General features: G+C 68.3%; 15 protein-coding genes. 5 read left to right on the top strand and 10 right to left on the bottom strand.

The window, feature by feature from the left end:
- Positions 1–681: 681 nt before the first annotated feature.
- Positions 682–1254 (top strand): hypothetical protein, encoded by a 573-nt coding sequence (locus ACWCSU_RS23675; protein ID WP_449937493.1) that lies wholly within the window; start codon positions 682–684, stop codon positions 1252–1254.
- 690 nt (positions 1255–1944) lie between these two features.
- Here ACWCSU_RS23675 and ACWCSU_RS23670 read toward each other — a convergent pair.
- Positions 1945–2892 (bottom strand): hypothetical protein, encoded by a 948-nt coding sequence (locus ACWCSU_RS23670; RefSeq protein ID WP_449937492.1) that lies wholly within the window; start codon positions 2890–2892, stop codon positions 1945–1947.
- A gap of 330 nt (positions 2893–3222) precedes the next feature.
- Positions 3223–4068 carry a hypothetical protein gene (locus tag ACWCSU_RS23665; protein ID WP_449937491.1) on the bottom strand — a complete coding sequence of 282 codons (846 nt, stop codon included), beginning with the start codon at positions 4066–4068 and terminating at the stop codon, positions 3223–3225.
- A 252-nt stretch (positions 4069–4320) separates the two neighbouring features.
- Between ACWCSU_RS23665 and ACWCSU_RS23660 the strand changes: the two genes are divergently transcribed.
- Positions 4321–4821: a hypothetical protein gene (locus ACWCSU_RS23660; RefSeq protein WP_449937489.1), complete on the top strand. Its 501-nt coding sequence runs from the start codon at positions 4321–4323 to the stop codon at positions 4819–4821.
- Positions 4822–4886: 65 nt separating this feature from the next.
- On the opposite strand, the gene ACWCSU_RS23655 is transcribed toward ACWCSU_RS23660, so the two are convergent.
- From ACWCSU_RS23655 to ACWCSU_RS23635, 5 genes are all read right to left on the bottom strand, one after another.
- Positions 4887–5498, bottom strand: coding sequence for a hypothetical protein (locus tag ACWCSU_RS23655; protein WP_449937487.1), 612 nt, complete (start codon positions 5496–5498; stop codon positions 4887–4889).
- A complete protein-coding gene (locus tag ACWCSU_RS23650; RefSeq protein ID WP_449937485.1) occupies positions 5498–6256 on the bottom strand; it encodes a hypothetical protein in 759 nt (252 codons plus the stop codon). Before ACWCSU_RS23650 ends, ACWCSU_RS23655 begins: the two co-directional genes overlap by 1 nt.
- 299 nt (positions 6257–6555) lie before the next feature.
- Positions 6556–6885 (bottom strand): hypothetical protein, encoded by a 330-nt coding sequence (locus ACWCSU_RS23645; protein WP_449937483.1) that lies wholly within the window; start codon positions 6883–6885, stop codon positions 6556–6558.
- A 1159-nt stretch (positions 6886–8044) separates the two neighbouring features.
- Positions 8045–8989: a tyrosine-type recombinase/integrase gene (locus tag ACWCSU_RS23640; RefSeq protein WP_449937482.1), complete on the bottom strand. Its 945-nt coding sequence runs from the start codon at positions 8987–8989 to the stop codon at positions 8045–8047.
- 1003 nt (positions 8990–9992) lie between these two features.
- A complete protein-coding gene (locus ACWCSU_RS23635; RefSeq protein WP_449937480.1) occupies positions 9993–10304 on the bottom strand; it encodes a helix-turn-helix domain-containing protein in 312 nt (103 codons plus the stop codon).
- Positions 10305–10452: 148 nt separating this feature from the next.
- Between ACWCSU_RS23635 and ACWCSU_RS23630 the strand changes: the two genes are divergently transcribed.
- The gene (locus ACWCSU_RS23630) at positions 10453–10815 is read left to right on the top strand and encodes a hypothetical protein (protein WP_449937478.1); all 363 of its coding nucleotides are present in this window, start codon (positions 10453–10455) and stop codon (positions 10813–10815) included.
- Positions 10816–11082: 267 nt separating this feature from the next.
- Here ACWCSU_RS23630 and ACWCSU_RS23625 read toward each other — a convergent pair whose 3' ends face one another.
- Positions 11083–11820 (bottom strand): recombinase family protein, encoded by a 738-nt coding sequence (locus tag ACWCSU_RS23625; RefSeq protein WP_449937475.1) that lies wholly within the window; start codon positions 11818–11820, stop codon positions 11083–11085.
- On the bottom strand, positions 11780–15034 hold the full coding sequence (locus tag ACWCSU_RS23620) for an efflux RND transporter permease subunit (protein WP_449937473.1): 3255 nt from the start codon (positions 15032–15034) through the stop codon (positions 11780–11782). Before ACWCSU_RS23620 ends, ACWCSU_RS23625 begins: the two co-directional genes overlap by 41 nt.
- 98 nt (positions 15035–15132) lie before the next feature.
- On the opposite strand from ACWCSU_RS23620, the gene ACWCSU_RS23615 reads away from it, so the two are divergent.
- Complete coding sequence (locus ACWCSU_RS23615; protein WP_357709741.1) at positions 15133–15585, top strand: MarR family winged helix-turn-helix transcriptional regulator; 453 nt, start codon at positions 15133–15135, stop codon at positions 15583–15585.
- Positions 15586–15673: 88 nt separating this feature from the next.
- Here the strand turns inward: ACWCSU_RS23615 and ACWCSU_RS23610 are convergent, their stop codons facing one another.
- Positions 15674–17962, bottom strand: a complete 2289-nt coding sequence (locus ACWCSU_RS23610; RefSeq protein WP_449937471.1) for a HelD family protein — start codon at positions 17960–17962, stop codon at positions 15674–15676.
- A gap of 138 nt (positions 17963–18100) precedes the next feature.
- Between ACWCSU_RS23610 and ACWCSU_RS23605 the strand changes: the two genes are divergently transcribed.
- A complete protein-coding gene (locus ACWCSU_RS23605; protein WP_449937469.1) occupies positions 18101–18862 on the top strand; it encodes an SDR family NAD(P)-dependent oxidoreductase in 762 nt (253 codons plus the stop codon).
- Positions 18863–18894 lie beyond the last annotated feature (32 nt).

Below are 18894 nucleotides of genomic sequence, written 5' to 3'. Positions count from 1 at the left end.
CCGGCAACGGCGGCCTGACCGCCCATCCCGGCGGGGACAGGTGGCTCTGAGAGGGCCGCATCTTCGCGCGGGCGCCGACGACGAGGCGCCGCCGCGCGGCAAGGTTGAGCAGGCCGCCACCGCATGGGTGGCGGCGCGCCGTCACGACGTCGTCTACCACGGCAGAGCCGTCAAAGGGTCGCGGTGACGAGGACCAGGAGGAGCAGAAGATGCGGTCGGGCGACGCCGGTGAGGGCATCGACAGGGCAGGTGCTTGAGCAGTCAGAGCGCACCGGCGTGAACAGGCGTCTGACGTGGCGTGGTGCCCTGCTGGCTGTCGCAGCCGGACGGCAGGTCGTCGAGGGGAAGGCCCTGAGATGCGGTGAGGATGGGCCGCCTGGGGGAAACCTGGCGCGGGTGCACAGAGGGCAGGGTCGGACGGTCGCGTCCGGGGCCAGTTCATGCGAGTCCGGAGCCCGCTCGCCTCACCTGGGACCGTTTGCCCAAATATGAGCGCCAGCCCCTATTTGCTGCCGAATATCTGAAATGATGGCTTTTTTATTTGCCTTTCGATATTCCTTACCTTCCACAGAAAACTGACGCGCTTTATCGCTACATCGAAGGGGGTACCTCAAACGCGCAACCATTTAGGGCCAGCACTTGGCCCCTTTCGTTCGAATCTGGCATCTACAGGGGAAACACGTGGCTCAACACCAGAGCGGGCGCGCTTCGCACCCACTCAGCATCACACGTACGCTGGCGTTCGCCGTTGCCGCTACGGCGACCAGCGCACTCACGGCTCTTTCCATTCCAGCGCCGGCCTCTGCCGACGTCCAGACGACATCGGTCGTCAGCGGTCACGGCCTCGCGGATGCCAAGGTCGCGAAGGCAAACCATCACTCCTTCCCCCTCGGGGTGGACGACGACAACGCTGTCGCGATCGACTCGGCCTTCCAGGGGGACCCGGAGGACGAGGAGAGGCCCCCGACCAAGTTCGTGGGGGTCGTTCGGGAGGACAAGGTACTGATCAGGGATCCGCGGTCGACCCCACGGTGGCACGACCTGTCCTCGCGGCTGCCCAGGAACTTCGGCCGCCTGGTCGACATCACTCTGGCTGCGCCCGACGAGGGGACGACAGTGCACGTCACCGTGCTCAACGCACACTCCCGCATAGCGCAGAGCACGTGCGCCGTCTTCCCGCCTCCGGGCACCATGACGACGCGGCCCTGGCCTGCCAACTGCAGCCCCTTCGTCGACATCACGCCGCCCGCCTGAGTCGACCGGATCTGATCCGCTGACGCCACTTGCCGTGCCCTGGAACGTCCGGGGCACGGCATTCACGTTTACCTCTGTGGTGGCGGGCTGCTTGAGCTTGCAGACGATGCGGCGGGTGGCCTGCTCGATACTCGGGATCCTGGACGCGGAGCAGACCCGCGGCGAACCCCTGATCCACGACCTGACGAAGGATCGCCCCGGCGCCGCACGAGGTCGGCGCCGGGGCGATCCTGTCAGGAGGTGGGGGCGAGGACCCTGGCCTCGTGCTTGGGCGGCGACGGCCTGCGCCGCATCCGCCCCTTCGCCCGCTCCACCACCGTGTACAACGTCGGGACGCGCAGCCTTGCGTGCCTTGTACCAGTGATGTGATGTGTGGCAGGGCAGACCTTAGGCGGCCAAGGTTCCCAGTGTGACTATGTGTTGTTTGTGATAGAGAATTTCTCTATGGCCACACGTGACGAAGCCCTCGCCGCCGCCGGCCACGTGCCGGCCAGAGCGCGCGTCGCAAGGGATGCCCTCTCCCCCGAAGCCGCCGGGCGGCCCCTCCATCGACGAGCTCACGGGGTTGATCCGTGAGCAGCGAGCCTTGGCTGTCGATGCGGGTGTGGCAGCTTGATTCTTCGATGATCAAGATCCGGCCCCTCACCTTTACAATGTAGATCAGAGTCATCTGTCAGGTTGGTCGCTCGACTACCGGCGCTCCTGCTTGCGGGCGGCCTGCTCGGCCGCCCGCTGCTGCACCGACCATGGGGTGACGAGTTGTCCGGCGGGGATGATCCACACGGACAGGCGGTGTCGAATCCAGCCCGGCAGCCACTGTGTCCTGTGGGTGCGAATCCATGGGCTGCCGTCGGGCCGGTGATCGAGCGCGTGCCGGATGTCGCTGACGGTCGCGCCGAGGTCGAACGCGATCCGCAGCAGGGAGCGGAGATGCCGTGCTGACAGCTTCCGGAGCGGGGGCAGTTCCGCCCGCAGCCGTTCACACGCGGCGAGTCGGTCCTTCTTGGTGACCGGCGTGACGGTCGCCCGCCACTCACCGGTCGGTGTCGTGCGTGTGGCCGGTCGCGCCTCGCGCGCGTGGGGAGAGTCATCACCTACAGGAGTGGGTGGGGGTTGGGGGGTGAACGATCTTTCCACAGGGGTTTGGCCTGCGAAAACGACGTGGGGTGCGGGCGGGCGATGGGGGACGGTTTCACACGGCCACGGCACGTCTTCCTCATCGGCGGGAGCCACCGACGCGGCGGGAGCGACCTCGTGTTCGCTGTCGTCGGCCTCGAGGATCGCCTGCGGCACGATCAGCAGGTACTGGGCGGCTTCGTTGCCGCGCCCGTCGTCGTTCAGCCCGCACCGCGTGCCCTTGCGGTAGCGGACGGTCGTGCCGGGTGTGGCGCGGGCCAGCAGGCCGGCGTCGATGAACCACGCGTACAGCCTGGCGATGGTCCGCTGCGACAGGCCGAGCTCGGCCGCCAGGTGCTGCCAGGTGGCGCCCTTCTTCGGCGCGGTCAGCATCGCCCACGTGGAGCGGCGCATGACCTGCCAGGCGAACCGCAGCGCGTTGCGGGTCCAGTCAGCGCGCCGGTTCGCCGCCTGCACCAGGTAGTGAACGGCGTCATACCAGAGGGGGTGGGCGGGCGCCACGATGTGCTCGGCCGGGACCAGGGGGCCACTCCCCCGCCAGCCATGGGGGCGGGGGGTGGTGAGGGGGCGACTGTCTCGCACGCCGCGGATTCAGGTTCCGGGTATGCCGAGATGGCCGCTTGGCGGCGTACTGTGGTCGGCCCCAAGCGTCACGGTTTTGGCGCGCGAAAGCCCCCGCAACGCGCGCGAGAGCACCGTCAGGCACGTTGTGGTGTTGTGGAGGCCGGAACGGCGACTCGGCTGCTCAGCTCGATGAGGTTGACCGCCTGGAGCTGAGCGATCTGGTCGCGGGTCTCGACCTCGGGAAGGCCGCGCACTGCGCGGCTCTTCTCATCTCCGGGCCCGCTTCCCCCGCCGGACAGGCGGCCGGGGCTGGCGGCGGTAGGCCGAGACGGTTCTCTTCGGCGCGCGGGCGCATGGCGCACACCTCGCGACCTCGCCCACCAATGCGCCCGCTGTCCGCGACACGGATTTCCTTCTTCTTGGCCTGGGTACCCACCGCGGTGAGGTGGAACGTTCCGGTGGCCCAGCCTCCGGCGTCGTAGACGGCGTCCTGGCTGACGCGTGGTGGATGGTGAGCTGGAGCGCGGGCCTGGGTTGAACCGACCTCCACGTGAACGAGCTCGCGGCCACGTCGTAGGTCCAGTCCGGCTGCGGCCAGTCCTCGACGTCGTAGTGGCAGGTGACGGCCACGAGCTGGCGCTTACGGCGGCGGACCGCCTTCTGCGGGGCGTGCGAGGCGATCCGCGCGACCTGCCGGTCCACCACACTGGTGAACTCGTCGATCACGACCAGGTCCCTGGACTCGGCCAACGCCCGCGCGAGCCCGGCCCGGAACGCCTCGCCGTTCGAGAGCGTCGCATAAGGCCCGAGCCACGCTGGCGGCGAGTTCGGTCCGACCGCGCTGAGCAGCCCGACGACGTCCTTGATGGACATGGCAGTCGGGAAGTCGTCCACGAGCGCCCGATCGCTCCACTCCTGGGCGCCGACGAGCGCGTCCGGCCAGAGCCGGCGGGCGATCGTGGACTTGCCCGACCCGCTGGGGCCGACGAGCAGGCCGACATTCCACGGCCGCTCCTCGATCGACAGGTTCACGCTCCACGAACTGGCCAGTTTCTCGCTGACGGGCACGTCGAACAGGCCCTGAGGCTGGAGCACCCGTGCGCTGTACCTCACGAGTGTCGACAACGTGATCTCAGCTCGCATGCTGTCCCTCCAAAGGAGTGGTACGGCAACACGCCGGCGAAGGCGAACAGCACGGCCTTTTCGCGGATGCGATGTCGCTGTCCCACAAAAGCACCACAGCTTAGGCGCTTCGTGGATAAAAAGAACTCATTGCCGTTTCTGGGCGGCGAATATAGATATGTGGTAGTTGGTCTTGCGGCATGCGCAGGCAACTCGGAACACGGTCAACAAAGGAGACGGGCAATGACTGATACTGACTTAACTCATCGCAGTACCAAAAACTCGGCCGAGGCACGGGGCGCCACGGGTACGCCTACGCGAGGCGCCATTACCATCCGCCGAGCAGGCGCAATCATCGGCACCCTCCTGCTGAGCGCATCTCTGCTGGTCGGAGCGACCACCCCCGCTCAAGCGGCTGGCGGATGCACCGACAGGTCGCAGAACGACTGGGTTATCCGGCTCTGCGCGAATAGAGACGGTGCGGTCGTCACCTCGGATCTGTACATCATCGCCAAGGGGTGGACGGGCAACGGATGCAGAGGTAGTGGATACGGCACCATCAACGGCGGGCAAACATATGCCGACCTCACTGGCTGTTCCAACATCAACGTCAACAATTACTACCGCCCTGCCAGGGAGTGGGTGATTGGGAGTGCGCAAGTAACAACCCGTGTAGTGATATTTGAGGATGTCTGGCCCTTCCGGACCATCTTCGACCAGAGCGCTACGTACAACGACGTGTAACGGAAGGGGCTGCCCTCTCATGACTGGCAAGCGGGCAGCGTCAAACCAGCAGAGGTAGTTCTGGTCTACACGAGGGCGCGGACCTGCCGTCCTTCGTCGGCCAGGCTCTCCAGGAGGCGGGTCTGCTCGTCCTCGTTGTCGCAGGTGACGATGATGCCCCACACCTCGGGGCGGACGTCCTCGTCGGCGTCACCCGGCTCGGGTAGTTCTTCCTCGGGCCGGTGGTCGTCGGCCGCGACCATCCGGGTGAGGTCGTCGGCAGTGTAGCCGGTCGCCGCGAGCAGGTCCGGGGCGGCGTCGCGGACGTCGGCCAGGACCTCGGCGAGCATCCGCTCTTCCCAGCCGCCCTTCTCGCTGCTGCGGTTGTTCGCGATCAGGTACGCCTCGGCACCCGCGTCGCTGCGGCTCGACCAGCCGCGCACGATCGGCACCAGCCACGCCCCGTCGTCGTCGAGCAGGATGCCCTCGGGCGGGGACTCCTGCTCGGCAGCCATCTCCTCCAGGACCTGGAGGCGGCCGTGGCCGACAACGAGCCGCCCTGTCCGCTCATCCGGCTCGCCGGCGACGACGGCCCCGAACGCCTCGATCGAGGCGCGGATGCCGGGGAGGTCGTGCTCTTTGGGGTTGCGGACGGCACGCGGGATCGCGTGCAGGCGCATGTGCTCGATGCGGCGCATCAGCCCTCCGTGTTCTGCGCGCGGTAGCCGTACTGGGCTCGCTCGTCGCTGAGCTGGCGGGCGATGAGCGCGCACGCGAGCACGTCCCAGGTGTGGGTTTCGACGGCTTCGTCGAGGATGCTCACGGCCGAGACGGTGATCCGGTTCCGGCCGTCCGCCTTGGTGGGGATGCCGCCGTTCGGGGTCTTCCATTCCACGGTCCACGCCCACTTGGCCCGCTTCAGCCGGGGTCGGCCGAGGCGTTGCCGCTGGCGGGTGAGCTGCACCTGACGGGAGTCCCCCTCGGGCATCTTGATCCAGCCGAGCACCGGCCCGTCCACCGTCTCGTAGCTGTACCGCTTCGGGCCGAACAACTTCTCGACGAGGTCGAGGCTGATCCGGCCGCGCATCCACCACGGGTCGTCACGCGACCAGGAGTCTTCGCGCGCCCACCACTTCCAGCGGATCGCCCACTCGCCGACGGACATGTTGATGACGCGGGACTCGTAGCCCTCCGGGATGAGGCGGCGCTGCAACCACGCGCCGAACGCCTCAGTGTGGAGGTAGAGCGCGCCGAGCGGCCACACCCGCAGATGCCCGGACGCGGGGTGCTCGGCCCCGGCCGCGCCGATCGTGATCTGGGCGGAGAAGACGCCGAACGTCTTGCCGAGGACGAGCTCGCCGCCGAGGGGGCCGGTCGGTTGGTCGGGCCACGGGCCAGGTCCCCATGTTGTGGAGCCGAGAGCCTGCATGGCCTGGGTGAACTCAGGCGAGTACATCTTTGCCGGTGTAGGGCTGGCCGACGTCGTAGTGCGGCACGGGGAGGTTGCCTTTGCGGGTCGGGGCGGACACCGCACCGGTCGCAGGCCACCCAGCGGACCGCGTCGGTGCTGGGCGGGGTCGGCCCGTACCCGTCGACCACAGGCTTGTGGCCACGGAGCCGGCACCAGAGCATGAGGCGCGGCACCTGGTGCGCCCAGAACCCGCGGTGAACAAGCATGCCGCGCTGGCGGCCGTCCCGCTTGAGGTAGTCGGTCGAGTGCCACCACGTGATCAGGTCTCCGAGGGGTGAGAGGTGTCAGGCGCAGGGCAGCCAGTGCCAGGTGCCGGGCTGGTCGCCCTTGATCCGGCTGGTGACCCAGTAGAGGTCGTTGCCGTCCAGGTGGACCTGGAGGTTGGCGTGGGCGGTGCCGGACGTGCTCACGACCATGGCGGGGAAGACGTCGCCGGCCATGACTCGGGAGCCGTCGTGCGCGACGTGGCCGTCCCTTCCGGGCTGTCCGGGGAGTGCGGGCGTGCGGCCCCGCTGGAATGCCTCGTAGTCGTCGCGGCGCCGGTTGATGGCGTCGGCGTCTTCGTCGATGAGCTGGTAGTGGGCGATGCAGCCGATGATCGGCGCAGCGCTCATGCGGAGGGCTCCTGTGCTGGTTGAGGGCATGCGAAAGGCCCTGGACCGGGGAGTATCCAGGGCCTAGCTCGCTATCTTGAATCTGAGGGGGGTGACGTGCGGAGGGTACCCGAGGTATCGGGAGGGTTGCGTTTGCGCGGGAGAGACGCTCTCAGCGCGTCATCCAAACCGTGCACGCGGTCGGAAATCGGTGCGTACCTACACGAATTCCAGATTGATCAAGAGGCTACACACGGTCGTCAAGCCTGGCAAGTGGCCCGATGGAGCCTCTGAGCTGCGACTGTGTCGCCATGACTTCGCATGGCTCTTCTTGTGCCTCTCTCCAAGGCCGTACGCCTAGCAAGGACTGCCAACTAGCAAGTAGGTAACCTAGCCGCCCTCTAGTAGTGCCGATTGGCACTCCACTACAAGTGGTACTTCGCTAGTGCGTTGCCGCAAGCTCCCGAAGGAAGTCGTATAAGCCGGCCACTTTAGGTTCGAAGATGGAAGCCTATCTATCGCCAGCATTAAGATAGCCAGGAGTCTCGATATCACTTATGGATGACGACTGATAGCCGACCAAAGCAGTGCGGGATAGTTATCCTGTTGCTAGGATAAGAACGAAACCCCCGGAGAGAGGCCGGATGGCCTTCCGCCGGGGGTCCGAGACGATGGTCTCATGGCTGTTTCAGGTCATCCTGAGACCCATCGTCCGCTTCGTGCGGGGGCTCATATGAGCCCCCGCACCCTGAGATATATGTCGATCGAGAGCAGTAGCGCCTGCGTCAGCAACGCTAGTGTGCCCCAGTCAACAGAGTTCTCAGGTTCTTCTGGGCCGCTGGGCCCGTTAGTGCTCGGGGACATGATTGCCTCCCTTCGTGGATGGTCCCCCGATGACCACCCTCACGGGAAGCGTCTCAGCGACGAGCCTAGGTGCCATCGTAGCGCGTGAGTGGCGGCCCAGGTGCGTTTTTGCGCTTTTCAAGATTGTCGCATCAATGCGACAAGGCCGCGCATTGATGCGACAAATGCATAACGCTACTCGGGGGCCCTCACCAGGCTTTATGAATCGATGGCGCGCGGCCTACATAGCGACAGCTATCCCTTTTCATGCAGAAAGTCGCTTATGTGGAAACGGGTTCAATGGCTGCCGCCTCCTCTCCGCCGACTGCTACGGCGATCAGACGGAAGGGCCGTCATCCAGTCTCCTGGCGGCCGTCAGGTAGATGTCCGTGGTCGAGGACTGAGCGTGATCCAGCGCCTCCTGGATCTTCTTCACGCTGACGCCCGCCTCCTCGGCGAGCGTCGCAAACGTGTGCCGCAGCTTGTGCGGGTGCACTCCCTCGATCCCGGCCTGACGACCGACGCGCCGGACCAGCTCGTACACGTCCTTGCGGTCGAGCCGCCGCCCCGTGGCGGACGCGAACAGCGGGCCGGTCAGCTCCGCCACCGCCACCCCGGCCCGCTCCGCGCGGTCGGCCAGGTACACGTCGATCGCGTGCGCCGCCGCCGGCGGGACCTTGCGCGTCTTCGGCTTGTCGCCCTTGCCGACGATGCGCAAAGTGCGGTGACCGCGCTCGTACCCGAGGTCGTCGATCTGGGCGGCCAGGGCCTCGGTCTCCCGGATGCCGGTCTGCAGGAGCAGCCGGATCAGCGCCGCGGTGCGCAGGCGTTCCCGGCCGTGGTCGTGGTCGGCCGCATGGAGCACGTCGCGGGCTTCGGCGCGGGTGAGACCGACCGTCTCGGAGTACTGCCGGTTGACCTTCGGGCGCTTCACCCTGTCGAACGGGTTGAAGTCGGCCGCCTCCTCCTCGACCAGGTAGCGGTACCAGGACGACACGGTGGCCAGCCGCCGCGCGAGCGTCTTCGCTGGCAGGGGCTTGTGGGCTTGCAGGTCGAGCCACCGCTTGTAGACGTCGCCGTGCGGGCGTCGTACCTCGGCGATGTCGAGGTCGTGTTCGGTGAGGAAGTCGAACCACATCTCGATGTCGCGCCTGTAGGCGGCGCGGGTGTTCGCGGAGTTGTAGCTGAGGAGCCACGCCTTCGACAGGTCCTGGACGTACCCGAGCAGCTTGGGCGGGAACGCCACCTCGCCGCTGTGCCGCGGGGCCAGCTCGGCCGTCACGGCGCGTCTCCGAAGAAGTCTTCGGGGCGGTAATCGGCAACGATCACTCCCCTGTGCCGGATCTGCACAGCCTCGACCTGAACGTCGACGCGCATGAGATGTGACTTGGCCAAGAGTTCGGCAGGCCGGCGCATGGGCAAGGCGCAGACGATGGTCCAATCCCGCGTGCCGTCCTGGTGTTTTACCAGGACGGCAACCTCATGGAGGTCGTCGCGAGATGCAGGAGTTTCAAGAGTGGGAGGCCGAAGAGACGCATCTGCCTGTGGGGGTAGACCGTGAGGGTCGCTCATGATCAGTTGCTCTCTCGCGGGTATGCAACAGCGATCATGCTATACCCCCATAACGTGGATTATGAGGGGTCGAGAGGAATCATGAAGACACACCCCGACCACACAGCGCCATCCGCATGATCCCGGATCCCGGCTTCGATACGTGCGCATGCCGGACGGTGTTTGATCACAGCAAGCCCCGTTCCTCAGCAAGCAAGGCCGTCTGAAACCGAGTCCTGGCACCGAGCCGCTGCATTACATTCGCCACGGCGCCTCGATAGGTCCTCTAACTGACACCCAGCGCCTCACCCGACCTGACAGAGAATCGCAGGTCAGCGACAGATCGTTACCGGTCAAAGCTCCAACCGGTAACCTGCTGAGCTGCTGCAGAGCGGTCAGTCGCCGCCGTCGCCCCCATCGCCACCGAAGCCTTCGCCGCCCCGGCCCCCGCTGTATCCGGCGCCCCCCTCGGCCTGGCGGGACTTCCTCACAAGGTTGTCGATCTCCCGCGCGCGCTTCCGTTGGACCCGCCTCGCGTACCTGTTGGCGCTGCGGGTGCTGCCGACCGAGCTACCGCCGGAGCCACTGCCTGAGCCACTGCCTGAGCCGTCCATCGCCCAGATGACCAGACCGATCAACAGCAGTACCGCTAGAACTTCCACGGTCCACCTCCTCCAGCCACCAAGTCGGCGGCCTTGCACTGAGCTGGTATCCGCATCATCACACAGGCGTGCCTAGTACAGGGTTGGATCGCTCTCCACGGGGCGAACCCGCCGTAGGTTCGTTGCGGGGCGCGCAAGCCTCGCTGCTGCTGGTGAAGACCCCAACTCCTGGCCCAGCCGCCCCAGCTCGTCTGCGGCAGCACGCCGCTCCACATCATCCCGGCGCCGGAACTCCTCGACATCCGCCCGCGCCACCCGCCATTCACCGTCCTCCACCCGCGCAGGGATCACGCCCTCCTCCAACAACGTCACCGCGAACGCCGGCGACACGTCCAACATGTCCGCCGCCTGCTGCACCGACAGCTCTCCACGCACATCCGCCACCACAACACCCCCTCCCCTGCAGCGTCTTCCAAGACACGAGACAAACGCAACCACCCCCACCTGCCCCACGAAACGTGGCAGACTGGATGGCGCAGCACCAAATACCAAGGGCCAACGCCGTCCCTTCCAGAACCTGGAAGGGACCAGCATGCCCTCCGCTGTTCAGGCCACCCGCGAAGCCATCGACCAGCTCATGCTGCTCATCATCGCCATCGGCGGCCTCATCGCACTCACCCTCGTCATCACCCACCTGACGATCGGCACCTACCGCGCCCTCTTCCCCACCGGCCGCGCACCCCGATTGCAGCGCCGCGCCCGCACCGCACGCTCCACCTGCAACAACCGATCAACACGCACCACCCGCCGGCCCGACGCATGCAACCGCGTCGTCACCCGCCCAGCCGCGTCCGGCCCAAACCACCCCTCCCCCACCCACCGCCGAACCGATCCCACCGACACCCCACACCGCGCAGCCGCACCCACAAGATCCACCCACACACCACCAGCATGAACCAAAACTCGACACCAACTCCAGGCGGGGGGTGGGGGGTGGGGGGCTCGCCGACACCCGAAAGCCGCGCGGCCAAGGACCGCGCGGCTTCCGGTTTGGCACAGCTGGTCGGCGTAGCGCTTCACGCGTTGGATGGCGCGCTGCTGCGCGATCCCCTCGCGGCGGACAGCGAAGCGAGACAGTGTGCCGACAACTCCGGCCATCTCCGATGGCGGCGTCTCGTGGTTCTCGCACATGCGGATGAAGCCGGTGAATCTGCGCTCGGGATCATGGATGCGGAGCAGGCCGGCAGCGAACCCCTGATCCATGACCTGGCGAAGAGTCTCGGCGCTCCACGGCAGACCACCCTCGGAGGTGTACCCATCCCGGTTGAGCCTGTGGGCCAGGTAGGCGAAATTCTGATCCGCCATATTGTCTCGTAGCAGCCAGCTGATGCCTCTGCCGCTCCGGAGCCGATGTCGGGTACGTAGCGTTCTTCGCCATCGGCGGGGTTTCGCAGCGTGCGCTTCGGATCCAGCGGATGAGGCTGCCGGCCTCGGCGCACGTACCCGAAGTACTGAGCGCCGAACGGCGGCAGGCCGCGGGCGAGGCGGTTGTGGTACGCCTCAGCCCACTGCTCACCAGATCGGTCGTCTCGAACGCGGCCAACTCCATCAGCATGCCGCGGGTCAGCTTCCCAACCGCAGTGCTGGCGTCCACCTCTTCGGTCGCCGACAGCAGCTCGCCACCGGCGGTTTCCACCCTGGCGAGGTTGAGCTGATTGCCGGTCCGATTCCGGCCCAAACGCGAGTACTTCCAGACGAGGATCGCCTTGGCCAACCCCGATTCGACGTGGGAGACGGCCTCCATGATTGTCCGTTGGAAGCTCCTGCCGGACACGTCCAGGTCTTCAATCCAGCCGCCGTCCGGCCATGCGCCCGGCGGGATGTAGTAGCCCCGCCGGGCGGCTAATGCCTCAATGGCGTCACGCCGGATGGCCGGCGAGATCTTTTCCTCCAGCATCATCGACACTCTCACGTAGCCGATGGCCGGAATGAGTCGGGCGCGGTCCTCGATCGCGCTTCCGAGTTATAGCAACATAGAGGGTAGGCACCAGCACCAGCGTCAGCAGCGTCGACGACACCAGGCCGCCGATCACCACGATCGCCAGCGGCTGCGAGATGAACCCGCCCGACCCGGTCACCCCCAACGCCATCGGCGTCAGCGCGCAGATCGTGGCCACCGCCGTCATCAGGATCGGCCGCAACCTGCGCCGGCCGCCCTCGATCACCGCCTCCACCACGCCCAGCCCCTGCTCCCGATACTGGTTGATCAGGTCGATCAGCACGATCGCGTTCGTCACCACGATGCCGATCAGCATCAGCATGCCGATCAACGCCGGCACGCCCAACGCGGTGTCGGTCGCCACCAGCAGCCCCACCGCGCCGGTCGCCGCGAACGGCACCGACACCAGCAGGATCAGCGGCTGGACGAAGCTCCGGAACGTCGCCACCATGATCATGAACACGATCGCGATCGCCGCCAGCATCGCCATGCCCAGATCGGAGAACGCGTCCGCCTGGTCCGCCGACGCGCCGCCGATCTCGTACCGGGCGCCGGCGGCCAGCGCCACCGAGTCCAGCTTCGTCGTCAGCTCCTGCGTCACGGTGCCCAGATCGGCCGCTTCCACCTTGCCCGACACCGTCGCGGAACGCTCACCGTCGATCCTGGTCACCTGCGTCGGACCGGCCACCTGCTTCACCTCGGCCACCGACGACAACTTCACCAGACCCGCCGCCGTCGGCAGCTTCAGGCCCTCGATCGCCTTGAGGTCATCGGGAGCGTCACCACCGCGCAGCACCAGGTCGCTGCTGCGGCCGTCCAGGGTGATCTGGCCCAACGGCGCGCCACGGAACGCCTGCGCCACCGCCTGACCCACCTGCGCCTCCGACAGCCCCTTGGCCGCCGCCTTCTCCCGGTCGACCGCGACCTCGATGCGCGGCGCGCTGGCCTCCAGGTTCGACGACAGGTCACGCACACCCTTCACCTGACCCATCGCGCTCTTGACCGAGTCGGTCGCCGTGCGCAGCGTCTCGGCGTCGGGCGCCTGCACGATCACGCTCACCGTGTCGGAGGAGAACCCGCCCCCACCGGCGCCGCCGACGGTGACCTCACCGACCCCGGACAGGCCCGTGATCTTCTCCCGGAGCTGCTGCTCCACGGTCGCCGGCTCGACGCCGTCCTTGACCGTCACCGAGTACGACGCCCGGTCCGCGCCGCCGCCCACGCCACCCTGCATGGCGTTGCCGCCGCCCACGTTCACCTGGTACGTCTCCACACCGGCCAACCCCGACAGCACGCCCTCCACCTTCTCGGCGGCCTTGTCCGTCGTGGCCAGATCGGTGCCGACCGGCATCTTCTGCGTCAGCGAGATCGTGTTCTGCCCGGAGGAGTCCAGGAAGTTCGTCCGCAGACCGCCCGCCAGGCCCATCGTCCCGACGAACACCGCCACCCCGATCAGCACCGTCACCAGCTTGAACCGCGTGGCGAACCGCAGCACCGGCAGGTACGCCCGCTGCAACGGGCTGCGCAGCTCCTTGGCCTCGGCCTCCTCACGCTGGGCCCGCGCCTGCTCCGGCGACAACGCCGGCGCCTTGAGGAACCAGAACGCCAGCACCGGCACCACCGTCAGCGACACCACCAGCGAGGCCAGCAACGCCACCGCCACCGTCACCGCGAACGGCCGGAACAGCTCGCCCACCATGCCGCCCACGATCGCGATGGGCGCGAACACCGCCACCGTCGTCAGTGTCGAGGCCGTCACCGCCCCCGACACCTCCCGCACCGCGGTCAGGATCGCCTGCAGCTTGGCCTCGCCGTAACCCAGATGGCGCTTGATGTTCTCCAGCACCACGATCGAGTCGTCGACCACCCGGCCCACCGCGATCGTCAGCGCGCCCAGCGTCAGCATGTTGAGCGAGTAGTCACCCGCCCACAGCGCGAGCAGCGCGATCACCACCGACAGCGGGATCGACACCGCCGTCACCAGCGTCGAACGCACCGACAACAGGAACACCAGGATGACCAGCACCGCGAACGCCAGCCCCAGCAGGCCCTCGGTGGTGAGGTTCTCGATCGACTCCTCCACGTACGGCGCCTGGTCGAACACCACCGACACCTGCGTGTCGGAGGAGTCGCCCAGCGACCGTGTCAGCTCCGGCAGCTTCTCGCGGATCTCACGCGAGATCGTCACCGCGTTGCCGTCGGGCGTCATCGTCACCGACACGCCGAGGCTCGTCTTACCGTCGGTACGGGTGATCGTCGAGGCGTCGGCCAGGCCACGCTTGATCTCGGCCACCTCGCCCAGCTTGACCGGCTTGAGCGGCTTGGGACGCACCGCCTGCTGCGGCACCGCCGTCCGGCCCGTCTGCGCCGGCTGCCCGGCCTGCGGGCGGCCCTGCGTCTGAGGCTGCTGAGGCTGCGAGGGCTGGGCGACCTGCGGCTGCGCGGGCGTCAGGTAGAGGTTCTTCAGCTTCTCCAGCGAGTCGACCCGCGAACCCACCTGCACGGTCAGCGACCTGCCGTCGGCGGTCAGCGACCCGGCCGGGATCGGCGTGCCGTTCGCCTTGAGCACCTCGGGGATCTGCGCCGCCGACACCCCGGCCAGCGCCATCTTCTTCATGTCCGGCTCGATCGTGACGACCTCGTCGCGGGTGCCGGTGACCGCCGCCTCGCGCACCCCCTCGACACTCTGCAACTCCGGCACCATGATCCGGCGCAGCTTGTCGGCCATCGCCCGCTCGTCACCGCCGTCGCCCACCGCCAGCACCAGCACCGGGATGTCATCGGTGTTGCCCGCCACCACCTGCGGATCGACGCCCTGCGGGAGCGTGATCCTGGCGACGGCCTGCTGCATCTTGTTCAGCGACGCCTCGATGTCGGTGCCGTACTCGAAGGCCACCTGGATCTGGGCCAGGCCCTCCTTCGACGTGGAGGTCATCTGCTCCATTCCGGGAATCCCCTGGAAGGAGTCCTCGATCGGCTTCGTCACCTGATCTTCGACGATCTCCGGCGAGGCGCCGGGGAAGGGCGCGATGACGAACGCGCCCGGGAACGCCAACGACGGCAGGAGCTGCTGCTTCAACTGCGGAATCGTGAACGCGCCGAACGCGGTGATCACGACCGCCACCAAGATCACAAGACTGCGGTTGACCAGACTCAACCGGGCGAAAGCGGTCATAGGCTCCCCTCCAAGAGTTCGCCCCAGACTAACACTTTGCCTAATACGAATATTTAGCGTGACCTGACTTTCCTGATAACCTTCTCAGGAAGCGAGAGGTGAGCGTGGACGACGAACGCGAAGACCTGATCCGACGGATCACCGAGACACAGCGAGACCTGGGAAAACTGTTCACACAACAGCAGTCCCCCCTGTTCAGCTCCAATCTCACCATCCGCCAGCTCCACGTCGTCATGCAGCTGTCCACGCACGGCTCCGCCTCGGGCCAGGACCTCGCCCACACCCTCGGCGTCAGCCTGGCCACCGTCACCGGCATCGTCGACCGCCTGGTCGCCCAGGGCCTGGTCAGCAGGCATGAAGACCCCAACGACCGCCGGGTGCGCCGGGTCGAGCTCACCCCCGCCGGCGTCACCCTGATCGCCGAGATCAATGACGCCGGCCTCAGACACTACAAGCGCATCATGTCCCACCTGGACACCGAGGCCCTGCGCGCCCTCGACCACGCCACCCGCCGCATCCGCGAGGTCGCGGACAAGCTCTACAACGAATGACCCGCGCGGCGCGCTCCCGGTAGCCGCTGGATTTTCGGGGTGTTCGAGGTGAATTTCCACCAGCCCAGCGGCTTTACATTGTAGATTTTCAGGTCAGGCGGGACAACATCGCCGGAAGGTCGCCCTCGTAGGCCACCGTCAGCCGCCGCGTCGCCCGCGTCACCGCCACGTACAGGTCGTGGCCGCCCATCGGCGACTGCGCCAGGATCCCGGCCGGGTCGACCACCACCACCCCGTCGAACTCCAGCCCCTTGGCCTGCGTCACCGTCAGCACCACCAGCGGCGCGTCCAGATCCTCCGCCCCCGGGAACAGCGCCGCCACCCGCGCGTGCAGCCCGTCGGACGTGACGATCCCCAACCGGCCGCCCGCGCCCGGCCCGGACAGCTCCGCCAGCTCCGCCGCCACCAGCGCCGGCAGCTCCGCCACCGGCACCCGCACCGCGCGCGGCTCGTCGCCGCCGTCGCGCACCGACTCCGGCGGCTCCTGCCCCGGCGCCACCGCCGCCAGCACGTCGGCCGCCACCCGCATGATCTCCAGTGGCGTCCGGTAGTTGACCAGCAGCCGCTCCTCCCGCCAGCGCCCCTCCAGATACGGGTCGAGCACCTCGGCCCACGACCGCGCCCCCGCCGCCGACCCCGTCTGGGCCAGGTCGCCCACCACGGTCAGCGACCGCGCCGGAACCCGCCGCACCACCATCCGCCAGGCCATCGGCGACAGCTCCTGCGCCTCGTCCACGATCACGTGCCCGTACGCCCACGTGCGGTCGGCCGCCGCCCGCTCGGCCGTCGTCAGCCCCGTGCCGTCGTCGGCCTGCCGCTCGGCCAGCACGTCGGCCCGGTCGAAGACGCCGCCCTCCAGCAGGCCGGTGCTCTCCAGCACCTCGCGCGCGTACAGCTCCTGCTCGGCCCACTCCTCCCCCGCCCGCCGCGCCGCCACCCGGTCGGCCGAGTCGTCGTGGCCCAGCAGCTCGGCCGCCTCGTCCAGCAGCGGCACGTCGCCGACCGTCCACGGCGACTCGCGGGGGCGTACCAGCGGCGTCCAGTCCAGGCCCGGCGGGCACACCGACCACAACGTGTCCGGCGCCGAGAGCAGATCGGCGACCAGCTCCTGCGGCGTCAGCTCCGGCCACAGCTCCGCCACCGCCCGCCGCACCGGCTCCTCGCCCCACAGCCGCCCGGCCGCCAGCGCGATGTCCGTCTCGTCCAGGTCGCCCTCCAGATCCAGCGGCTCGGCCAGCTCCGGGTCGTCGACCGCCAGCTCCTCCAGGTGCAGCGACTCCTCCAGCGCCCGCGCCTCCGCCCTGGCCAGCTCCTTCAGCAGCTCGGTGACGTACAGCTTGCGCGCCATGTTGTGGGGCAGGCGCACCGCCCGCGCCCGCTCGCGCAGCCGCGCGCACACCGCGTGCGGCACACGCAGCCGCAGACCGTCGAGCTCCACCTCCAGATCCCCCACCGGCACCCGCTGCCGGTCGGCCACCGCCGCGGCCACCACCTCGGCCATCCGCAGGTCGCCCTTGACCACCGCGACCTCCGGCGGATCGGCGGCCACCGCCCGCACCCCCGGGAACAGCTCGCCCACTGTGGCCATCACCACCTGCGTCTCCCCCAGCGCCGGCAACACCTGCCCGATGTAGCGCAGGAACATCGGATTGGGCCCCACCACCAGCACCCCGCGCCGCTCCAGCGTGTCGCGGTGGGTGTAGAGCAGGTAGGCGGCCCGGTGCAGCGCCGCGACGGTCTTGCCGGTGCCCGGCCCGCCCTGCACCACCAGCGCCCCCTGCAACCCCGCCCTGATCACCCGGTCCTGCTCGATCTGGATCGTGGCCACCACGTCGCCCATCCGGCCGGTACGGCCCCGCCGCAGCGCCGCCAGCAGCGCCGCCTCGCCCACCAGCGTGCGCCGGTCGCCGTCGGACATGCCGTCCAGGTCGAACACCTCGTCGTCGATGCCGACCACCGTGCGGTCCTTCAGGTGCAGGTGCCGGCGCCGCACCAGGCCGCCCGGGTCGGTCGCGGTGGCCACGTAGAACGGGCGCGCCGCCGGGGCCCGCCAGTCGATCAGCACCGACTCGTGGTCCTCGTCCCGCAGCCCGATCCGGCCGACGTACGTGCTGAGGCCGCCGGAGCCGTCGATCCGGCCGAAGCACAGGCCGCGCTCGACCGCGTTGAGCTGGGCCAGCCTGCGCGCCTGCTCGGAGGCGGTCACCTCGCGCTCGACCCTGGCCTGCCGGCTGCCCAGCGCGCCGCCCCCGGCGTACACCTGGCGCAGCGTGGCCTGCGCCCGCTCCCTGGCCGCGTCGAGCCTGGCGTACAGCCACTGGACCGTACGCTGCTCGCTGTCAAGGGCTTCCGCGAGACCATCTTGACGATTAGCCATTAGCTGCTATACTCCTTTACGGGAGCTCTGTGGAGCCGCTTGCAGAATGTCGAGCTCACGAGCTTAGCCCTCCTTCGCCTGTCCGGCAACCGGCACCGCCCGTCCACCCCTGGACGGTTGCTGCTAGCTTGAACGGTCGTGTCGGACTATCTGCGTGACCTGTTCTCCCTGCACGGCCGCCGCGCCCTCGTCACCGGCGGCAGCTCCGGGATCGGCCTGGCCATGGCCGAGGCGATCGGCCGGGCCGGGGCCGAGATCGTGCTCGCCGCCCGCCGCCCCGCCGAGCTCGAACAGGCCGCCGACCGGCTGCGCGCCCACGGCGTCACCACCTCCGCCGTCAGCGCCGACCTGCACGACCGCGACGACCTCGCCCGCCTGTGCGCCGCCGCCGGCGAGATCGACATCCTGGTCAACGCCGCCGGCAACAACATCCGCAAACCCATGGCCGAGCTCACCCCCGGCGACTACGAGCAGACCATCGCCGTGCACCTGACCGCCCCCTATCTGCTCGGCCAGCACTTCGGCCCCCGCATGGCCGCCCGCGGCTGGGGACGCGTCATCAACATCGGCTCCCAGCAGACCATCAGCGCCTTCGGCCACAGCGGCGTGTACGGCGCCGCCAAGGCCGCCGTCGCCGGCCTCACCCGCTCCCAGGCCGAGGCGTGGTCGGCGCGCGGCGTCTGCGTCAACACGATCATCCCCGGATTCGTGCTCACCCCGCTGACCGAACCCGCCCAGGCCGTCCCGGGCCGCGTCGAGGAGCTGGCCGCCCGCCACATGACCGGCCGCAACGGCCTGCCGGCCGACTTCGCGGGCGCGGCGGTGTTCCTGGCCGGTGACGCCTGCGCGTTCGTCACCGGCCAGATGCTCTTCGTCGACGGCGGGTTCTCCGTGCACTGACGGTCCCGATCACGAGGGCCCAGCGCCTTTAC

This window comes from Nonomuraea sp. NPDC001699, assembly GCF_053596455.1.
Note: the sequence above shows the minus strand (reverse complement) of the source record. Positions and strands in the feature narration are given on the sequence as shown.

Excerpts from the sequence above, each read along its gene's own strand:
- ACWCSU_RS23660 (WP_449937489.1), top strand. The coding sequence starts at position 4,321 with ATGACTGATACTGACTTAACTCATCGCAGTACCAAAAACTCGGCCGAG.
- ACWCSU_RS23655 (WP_449937487.1), bottom strand. The coding sequence starts at position 5,498 with ATGCGCCGCATCGAGCACATGCGCCTGCACGCGATCCCGCGTGCCGTC.
- ACWCSU_RS23650 (WP_449937485.1), bottom strand. The coding sequence starts at position 6,256 with ATGTACTCGCCTGAGTTCACCCAGGCCATGCAGGCTCTCGGCTCCACA.
- ACWCSU_RS23645 (WP_449937483.1), bottom strand. The coding sequence starts at position 6,885 with ATGAGCGCTGCGCCGATCATCGGCTGCATCGCCCACTACCAGCTCATC.
- ACWCSU_RS23630 (WP_449937478.1), top strand. The coding sequence starts at position 10,453 with ATGCCCTCCGCTGTTCAGGCCACCCGCGAAGCCATCGACCAGCTCATG.
- ACWCSU_RS23625 (WP_449937475.1), bottom strand. The coding sequence starts at position 11,820 with ATGATGCTGGAGGAAAAGATCTCGCCGGCCATCCGGCGTGACGCCATT.
- ACWCSU_RS23620 (WP_449937473.1), bottom strand. The coding sequence starts at position 15,034 with ATGACCGCTTTCGCCCGGTTGAGTCTGGTCAACCGCAGTCTTGTGATC.
- ACWCSU_RS23610 (WP_449937471.1), bottom strand. The coding sequence starts at position 17,962 with ATGGCTAATCGTCAAGATGGTCTCGCGGAAGCCCTTGACAGCGAGCAG.